At 71.7% G+C, this 7,159-nt stretch carries 7 protein-coding genes; 5 read left to right on the top strand and 2 right to left on the bottom strand.

Going from position 1 to position 7,159, the window contains the following annotated elements; all coding sequences use genetic code 11:
* Window positions 1-179, bottom strand: a 179-nt coding sequence (locus ABTZ89_RS33000) for a universal stress protein (RefSeq protein ID WP_351052164.1), incomplete at its 3' end; no start/stop codon positions are given.
* Between the two features lie 148 nt (window positions 180-327).
* Here ABTZ89_RS33000 and ABTZ89_RS32995 point away from each other — a divergent pair.
* Window positions 328-1,065: a GNAT family N-acetyltransferase gene (locus tag ABTZ89_RS32995; protein WP_351052161.1), complete on the top strand. Its 738-nt coding sequence runs from the start codon at window positions 328-330 to the stop codon at window positions 1,063-1,065.
* Here ABTZ89_RS32995 and ABTZ89_RS32990 read toward each other — a convergent pair.
* Window positions 1,046-2,689 (bottom strand): FAD-binding oxidoreductase, encoded by a 1,644-nt coding sequence (locus ABTZ89_RS32990; RefSeq protein ID WP_270948511.1) that lies wholly within the window; start codon window positions 2,687-2,689, stop codon window positions 1,046-1,048. The genes ABTZ89_RS32995 and ABTZ89_RS32990 overlap by 20 nt on opposite strands.
* A 16-nt stretch (window positions 2,690-2,705) precedes the next feature.
* On the opposite strand from ABTZ89_RS32990, the gene ABTZ89_RS32985 reads away from it, so the two are divergent.
* The 4 genes from ABTZ89_RS32985 (at window position 2,706) to ABTZ89_RS32970 (ending at window position 7,121) form a co-directional block, all read left to right on the top strand.
* On the top strand, window positions 2,706-3,329 hold the full coding sequence (locus tag ABTZ89_RS32985; protein WP_270948510.1) for a TetR/AcrR family transcriptional regulator: 624 nt from the start codon (window positions 2,706-2,708) through the stop codon (window positions 3,327-3,329).
* 96 nt (window positions 3,330-3,425) lie between these two features.
* A complete protein-coding gene (locus ABTZ89_RS32980; protein ID WP_351052156.1) occupies window positions 3,426-5,000 on the top strand; it encodes a glycerol-3-phosphate dehydrogenase/oxidase in 1,575 nt (524 codons plus the stop codon).
* Between the two features lie 34 nt (window positions 5,001-5,034).
* Complete coding sequence (locus tag ABTZ89_RS32975; RefSeq protein WP_351052153.1) at window positions 5,035-5,949, top strand: ABC transporter ATP-binding protein; 915 nt, start codon at window positions 5,035-5,037, stop codon at window positions 5,947-5,949.
* On the top strand, window positions 5,946-7,121 hold the full coding sequence (locus ABTZ89_RS32970; protein ID WP_351052150.1) for an ABC transporter permease: 1,176 nt from the start codon (window positions 5,946-5,948) through the stop codon (window positions 7,119-7,121). Before ABTZ89_RS32975 ends, ABTZ89_RS32970 begins: the two co-directional genes overlap by 4 nt.
* Window positions 7,122-7,159: the final 38 nt, after the last annotated feature.

Raw genomic sequence — 7,159 nt, 5'->3', positions numbered from 1 at the left:
GCCGCGTGGTGGACGAGCTTCAGCGCCACCGAACCCACGAGCATGCCGGTAAAGGCTCCGTGGCCCTTGTTGCCCACCACCAGGATGTCCGCCTGGAGCCGCTGAGCTGCCGACTTCGCGTGGCCCGGGTCCCTGCGGAGTTCTGCAAATTCAATGGAAATCGGACATCCGATTTCCATTGAACTTGCGGATCCCGGAGCCCGGCTGGTCCGGTTCCTCGCGGAGTCGGCCGCTCCGGGGTGAGGTTGAGTCGGCCACTCTGGGATGAGGTTCATGTCATGCGAAATTCACTTCCGGCGATGCGGGGCGGCGGGGGACGATTGGGGCATGCGAGAGCTGCGTTCTGCCGCTGAGGTCGCTGAGGGCACCGATGACCTGCTCGTTCGTTGGGCCGCGCAGGCGCTGACCCCGGGTTACCCGCACGAAGCCGGTGCTGCTTGGCAGCACGGGAGCGCTGTCGTGGTGCACGCGCCGAAGCTGAACCAGGTCGACCGCGTGGTCTTCACCGGTTCAGCCGACGACTGCGGCGAGCTGCTCGCCGAGGTGCTGCCGACGTTGGAGGGCGAGAAGCTGCGCCCGCTGGGCCGGACGGCGCTCGCGCACCAGGTCGCCAAGCGGCTGGAGCTGGAGGTCCTGGCGACGTTCGGCTGGATGGAGCTGGCCGCCGAGGCACCGACCGCCCCGACACCCGACGTCGAGTGGCTGACCGCCGACGACACCCAGGCCGTCGAAAGCCTGCTGCGCAAGGCGAATCCGCGCTCCTACCTCTTCCCGGACGACCCCGGGGCGCGCCGCTGGGCGGGCGTCCGCGGGACCGACGGGACGGTGCTCTCGGTGGGCGGCGACTGCTGGCCGGCGCCGGGCGTGCGCTACCTGTCCGGCGTCGCCACCCACCCCGATCACCGCGGCGCGGGCCTGTCCACGCAGGTCTGCACGTTCCTGACCCGGGAACTGGCCCGCGAGGGGACCGTGGCGCTGATGGCGGATGCGGACAACGAGCCCGCGCTCAAGGTGTACCGCAGGCTCGGCTTCCGCTACCACTCGATCAGCGCGCTGGCCGGATGAGCTTGCCGGGGTTGAGGATTCCGGTCGGGTCCACGGCCTGCTTGGCCGCCGACAGCACCTTCTCCCCGACCTCGCCGATCTCCTCGACCAGCCACGGCAGGTGGTCGGCGCCGACGGCGTGGTGGTGGGAGATCGTGCCGCGCCCGGCGATCGCGTCGCCCGCCGCCTGCTTGGCCCGCTGCCACTGACCGAGCGGGTCCTGCTCGTCGCGCGTCGCGAGCACCGTGAAGTACAGCGACGCACCGGTCTCGTAGGCGTGCGAGATGTGGCACATGACGATCGGCTTCTTGCCGCCGGTCCGCAGGCTGCGCACCAGCGCGTTGCGCACCGCGGAGCGCAGCTCGCTGATCCCGGTCCAGTGCGTCGCGGTTTCCAGCGTCTCCACGCACACCCCGCGGTCCAGCAGGGCGTCGCGCTGGCGCGGACCGGAGAACCGGTGCGATCGCCAGGACTCGCCGACCGCGCGGCCGAGCCGGATCGCCCGCGTCTTCTTCAGCGCCTGCAGGCTCGCCTCGCGACGCCGCGAGAGCTCCTGCTTCGAGCCCGCTTCCCAGCCGAGGACCAGCAGGCAGGGCTGGCGGATCCCCCTGCTGCGCAGCAGGAACTGCAGGGCCTTGACCTTCAGCGCCCCGGCGAGCTCGAACTGCACCTCGGTCTCGTCCACATCGGACAGACGGGTGACGTCGGCCAGCACGCGGTTCTGCGCGAGCGTCTGCACGGCGTCGACTCCGCCCGCCCAACCGTCCACCACGAAGGCCTCGTAGCGCTTGCGCACCGGGACCGGCCGGACCCGCACGGCGACCTCGGTGATCACGCCTAGCGCGCCCTCGCTGCCGACCGCGAGGTGGCGCAGGTCGGGGCCCGCCGCCGACGCCGGGGCAACGCCGAGGCGCCACTCACCGGCCGGGGTGGCCAGCCGGACGCCGGCGACCATGTCCTCGAAGCGGCCGTAGCCGGACGACGCCTGACCAGCGGATCGGGTCGCGGCGAAGCCGCCGATGGTGGCCCGCTCGTAGGACTGCGGGAAGTGGCCCAGGGTGAAACCTTGCGCACCCAGCAGAGCTTCCGCTTCGACGGCGCGCATCCCGGCCTGCAGCACGGCGATCCGCGAGGTCGGGTCGAGCGAGACCAGCTGGTCGAGGCGCGCGAGGTCGAGCGCCACCACCGCGGACTTGGATCCGCGCAGCGCATCGACACCGCCGACCACCGACGTCCCGCCACCGAACGGGACCACCGCGACGTCGTGCCGGACGCAGACCTCCAGCACGGCCTGCACCGCGTCCGGGTCGGCCGGGAGCAGCACGGCATCCGGCACCGCGAGCTCCGAGGCGCTGCGGCGGCGCATCAGGTCGGAGTAGGACATGCCGCCCGCGCGACCCAGCCGCTCGGTCGGATCGGTCAGCACGTGCTGCTCACCGATCAGCGACACGAGCTCCTCGCGGGCCGCCTCCGGCAGCGCGCTCTCCGGGACGTCCAGCAGCGATGCCGGAACGGCCGGGGTCGTGGTCTCGGCGAGCCCGATGCGCTGCCGCAACCAGCGCAGAGCTCGAGGGGTCAATGGCGCGGCCGAACCCCCCGAAGGGGTCCAGGTTCCGCGAAGGGTGTGTTCGATCAGCCCGCTCACCAGTACAGTGTTACACATGCCGTCGCAATGTCACAGCACTCGATCGCGATCCGCACCGAACCGGGTGGGCGATGCCGAGCTGCTGCGAGCGGCCCGGGAGTGCGTGCTCGCCAACGGCGTCCGGCGGACCACGCTGACCGAGATCGCCCGCCGCGCCGGGGTCAGCCGGATGACCCTCTACCGCCGGTTCCCCGACGTCAACAGCCTGGTCACCGCGCTGATGACCGTCGAGTTCGGCGAGATCCTGAACCTGGCGCGCGAGGCCGAGCGGACCGGCAACGTCCGCCAGCGGCTCGTCAGCGCGACCGTCCACGGCGTGCGGCTGCTGCAGACCGCGCCGCTGCTCCAGCGCGTCCTGGAAGCCGACGCCGAGCTGCTGCTCCCCTACCTGGTGCAGCGCTTGGGCAGCACCCAGCTGGCCGCCGAGGGGTTCCTCCGCGAGTACCTCGTCGCGGGCCACGCCGACGGCTCCATCCGCCCCGGCGACCCGTCGGTCCAGGCCCGGTCGCTGCTGCTGCTCGTGCAGTCGTTCGTCGTCACCGCCGGGCCAGCGACCACCGACGTCGACCCCGACGCCCTCGCCGCAGAACTCACCCAACTCCTCGACGGAGCACTACGCCCACTTCCCCCGGAAGCCTGACCCCAGACCACAGTTTCAATGGAAACTGCGGCGTCCCCCCACGGGGATCCACAGTTTCAATGGAAACTGCGACCCGACGATTCACCCGGAGTTGCGATGACCACCACGCCGTTGCCCGCCGGTTCGCTGCGTGCGACCTCGCTGAACGCCGCGCGCCGCGCAACCGACCTGTCCGAAGTCGCCGAGTCCGAGATCGACCTGCTGGTGGTCGGCGGCGGGGTCACCGGCGCCGGAGCCGCCCTCGACGCCGCAGCACGCGGGCTGTCCGTCGCACTGGTCGAGGCCGAAGACCTCGCCTGGGGAACGTCCCGCTGGTCCAGCAAGCTCGTGCACGGCGGCCTCCGCTACCTGGCGCACGGCGACGTGGCCCTGGCGCACGAGAGCGCCGTCGAGCGAAACGTGCTGATGACCAGGACCGCTCCGCACCTGGTGCGCACGATGCCGCAGGTGATCCCGTTGCACCGCACCATCTCCCGCCGCTCCGAGCTGGTGCTCAACGCGGGCCTGCACGCAGGCGACGCGCTCCGCCGCGCCGCTCGCACGCCGTCCGACGTGCTCCCGCCGCCCCGGCGCATCCCCGCCGCCGAAGCGCTCGCCCTGGTGCCGGGCCTGCGCGCCTCCGGCCTGCGCGGCGGTCTGCTCGGCTACGACGGCCAGCTGATCGACGACGCACGGCTCGTCGTCGCGCTGGCGCGCACTGCGGCGGGTTTCGGCGCGCGCATCCTCACGCACGTGCGCGCGAAGCAGCTGCACAGCAACGGCGCCGACGTCGTGGACCAGCGCACCGGCGAGGCGTTGCGGATCCGCGCGCGTTCGGTGGTCAACGCGGCCGGGGTCTGGGCCGGGGAGCTCTCGCCCGACGTCAAGCTGCGGCCGTCGCGCGGTTCGCACCTGGTGATCGACGCCGACGCCGCGGGCATCGCCGGAACCGCCCTGGTCGCGCCGATGCCGGGCACCTCCGGCCGGTTCCTCCTGCTGCTGCCGCAACCCGACGGCCGCGCGTACCTCGGCCTCACCGACGAGCCGGTCCCCGGGCCCATCCCCTCGGTACCGGAGGTCCCGGAGTCCGATGTGGACTTCCTGCTGACCGGTATCCGCGACGTCCTCGGGAAACCGCTGGGGCGCGAGCACGTGCTCGGCTCCTTCGCCGGGCTGCGTCCGCTGCTGGAGCAGACCCAGCGCAAGGAATCGTCCGACCTGTCCCGCAAGCACGCCGTGCTGACCTCGACGGAAGGCGTGGTGACGGTGGTCGGCGGCAAGCTCACCACCTACCGGAAGATGGCCGCCGAAGCCGTCGACGCCGCGGTGAAAGCAGGCGGGCTGTCCGCGGGCCCGTCCCGGACCACCGCCGTCGCGCTGGTCGGCGCCGCGCCCCGCCGCCACCTCGCCGACGTCGAAGCCCCGGCCCGGCTGATCGCCAAGTACGGCACCGAAGCCGGGCGCATCGCCGCCCTCGCCGACTTCGACCCGGAGCTGGCGGAACCGGTCGCACCGAGCATTCCGCTCACCGCAGCGGAAGTGCTGTGGGCGGTGCGGCACGAAGGCGCTCTCGACGCCGACGACGTCCTGGACCGGCGCAGCCGAACCGGCCTGAACCCCGCCGATCGCGCCGCCGCGGAACCCGTTGTCACCGAACTCGTCAGCCGAGCACTCGAAGGTGTGGTGGACTGATCCACCAGGGGGATCTACACCGCAGAAGGGGGCGATGGTGACTGATCGCGTGCTGGAGATCGACCGGATCAGCAAGCGCTACGGGGATGTCACTGCGCTGAAGGAGATGACGTTCAGCGTCCGGGCCGGCGAGATGTTCGGCTTCGTCGGCAGCAACGGCGCCGGGAAGACGACCACGATGCGGATCGCGCTCGGCGTGCTGGCCGCGGATTCCGGCCAGGTGCGCTGGAACGGCGCGCCGCTGGACCTCACCACCCGCCGCCGCATCGGCTACATGCCCGAAGAGCGCGGCCTCTACCCGAAGATGAAGGTCGCCGAACAGCTCGCCTACCTCGGTGAGCTGCACGGCATGTCGAGCGCCGCCGCACAGGCCGCCGCCGCGCGCTGGACCGAGCGGCTGGGTCTGACCGAACGCCGCGACGAGGAAGTGCAGAAGCTCAGCCTCGGCAACCAGCAGCGCGTGCAGCTGGCCGCCGCGCTGGTGCACGACCCGGAGGTGCTCATCCTCGACGAGCCGTTCTCCGGGCTGGACCCGGTGGCGGTCGACGTGATGAGCGCGGTGCTGCGGGAGAAGTGCGATTCCGGGGTTCCGGTGGTGTTCTCCAGCCACCAGCTCGACCTGGTGCAGCGGCTGTGCGACCGCGTCGGCATCGTCCGCAGTGGACAGATGGTGGCCGCCGGTCCGGTCGCCGAGCTGCGCGACCAGGGACCGGTGACGCTGGTCGTCGACGCCCCCGACGCCGCGCCCGGCTGGGCCGACGACGTGCCCGGCGCGCAGGTCGTGTCGGTCGACGGCAGCCGCACCACGCTTCGGCTGGACGACGACGCCGACGACCAGGCGGTGCTCAAGGCCGCGCTGGTCACCGGTCCGGTCCGGGAGTTCACCCGCAACCGGCCGAGCCTCACCGAGCTGTTCCGCAACGTCGTCACCGAGGAGGCGGCCGAATGAGCCCCGTCTGGTTGGTCGCCCGCCGCGAGATCCGCACCCGCGTGCGCACCCGCGGCTTCATCATCGGCACCCTCGCCGTCATCGCGCTCATGGGCGGGTACGCCGGGCTGATGGCGTTCATCGGGAACCAGGTCGGCACCACCAAGGTCGGTGTCGTCCCGGAAGCCGCGGCCATCAGCCAGCCGTTGCAGGCCTCCGGCGCGGCGTACGGCAAGACGTTCCAGATCAGCACCGTCCCGGGCCCGGCGGGCGAGCAGCAGGTGCGCGACGGCGACCTGGACGCGCTGATCACCGGGACCGCCGACGAGCCGCGCCTGGTCGTCAAGCAGACGCCGGACAGCTCGGTCGAGTCCGCGCTGAACGCGATCGCGCAGCAGCGGGCGATGGACGTCGAACTCGGGCGCTACGAGGTGGATCCGGCCGCGGTCCGCGCAGCGACCGAGAACGCGCACGTCGCCGTGACGAGCCTGGAGACCAACGACCCGCACCGCGGGGAGCGGATCGGGATGGCCATCGCCGCGGGCATCGCGCTCTACATGTTCCTGATCATGGGTGGTCAGATGATCGCGCAGGGCGTCGTGGAGGAGAAGTCCAGCCGCGTCGTCGAGCTGCTGCTGTCCACCATCAAGCCGCACCAGCTGCTCGCCGGGAAGGTGGTCGGCATCGGCCTGACGAGCCTGCTCCAGCTGGTGCTGATCGCCGGGACCGCGCTGCTCGCGACCGGAGCCAGCGGCATGCTGACGCTGCCGTCGGCGGCGCTCGCGAGCACGCTGGTCTGGGCGCTGGTGTGGTTCCTGCTCGGCTTCTTCACCTACGCGACGGTCCTCGCCGCGGCGTCCTCGCTGGTGTCCCGCCAGGAGGAGCTGCAGAACGTGATCAGCCCGGTGATCATGCTGCTGGTGGTGCCGTTCATCATCGGTGTCTCGGTGCTCCCCAGCTCGCCGGACAACAGCATGGCGGCGGTCCTGTCGCTGGTCCCGGGCTTCTCCCCGACGCTGATGCCGATGCGCATCGCCCTCGGCGTCGCAGCCCCGTGGGAGATCGCGGTCTCGCTGATCCTCAGCGCCCTGGCCTTCGCCCTGCTCCTCCGCCTCGGCGGCCGCGTCTACTCCAACGCGATCCTCCGAACCGGCTCCCGCGTGAAGCTCCGCGACGCCCTCCGCGCAGCCTGATCCCGCAAATTCAATGGAAATCGGACCTCCGATTTCCA

It is taken from the genome of Saccharopolyspora sp. NPDC002686 (assembly GCF_040295745.1).
Lineage (GTDB): Bacteria > Actinomycetota > Actinomycetes > Mycobacteriales > Pseudonocardiaceae > Saccharopolyspora > Saccharopolyspora oryzae.
The sequence above is the reverse complement of the archived record's forward strand: the minus strand, read 5'-3'. Positions and strand labels throughout refer to the sequence as shown.

Bases quoted from the DNA above. Each gene is read 5' to 3' on its own strand.
- ABTZ89_RS32985 (WP_270948510.1), top strand. From the start codon at position 2,706: ATGCCGTCGCAATGTCACAGCACTCGATCGCGATCCGCACCGAACCGG.
- ABTZ89_RS32970 (WP_351052150.1), top strand. From the start codon at position 5,946: ATGAGCCCCGTCTGGTTGGTCGCCCGCCGCGAGATCCGCACCCGCGTG.
- ABTZ89_RS32980 (WP_351052156.1), top strand. From the start codon at position 3,426: ATGACCACCACGCCGTTGCCCGCCGGTTCGCTGCGTGCGACCTCGCTG.
- ABTZ89_RS32995 (WP_351052161.1), top strand. From the start codon at position 328: ATGCGAGAGCTGCGTTCTGCCGCTGAGGTCGCTGAGGGCACCGATGAC.
- ABTZ89_RS32975 (WP_351052153.1), top strand. From the start codon at position 5,035: ATGGTGACTGATCGCGTGCTGGAGATCGACCGGATCAGCAAGCGCTAC.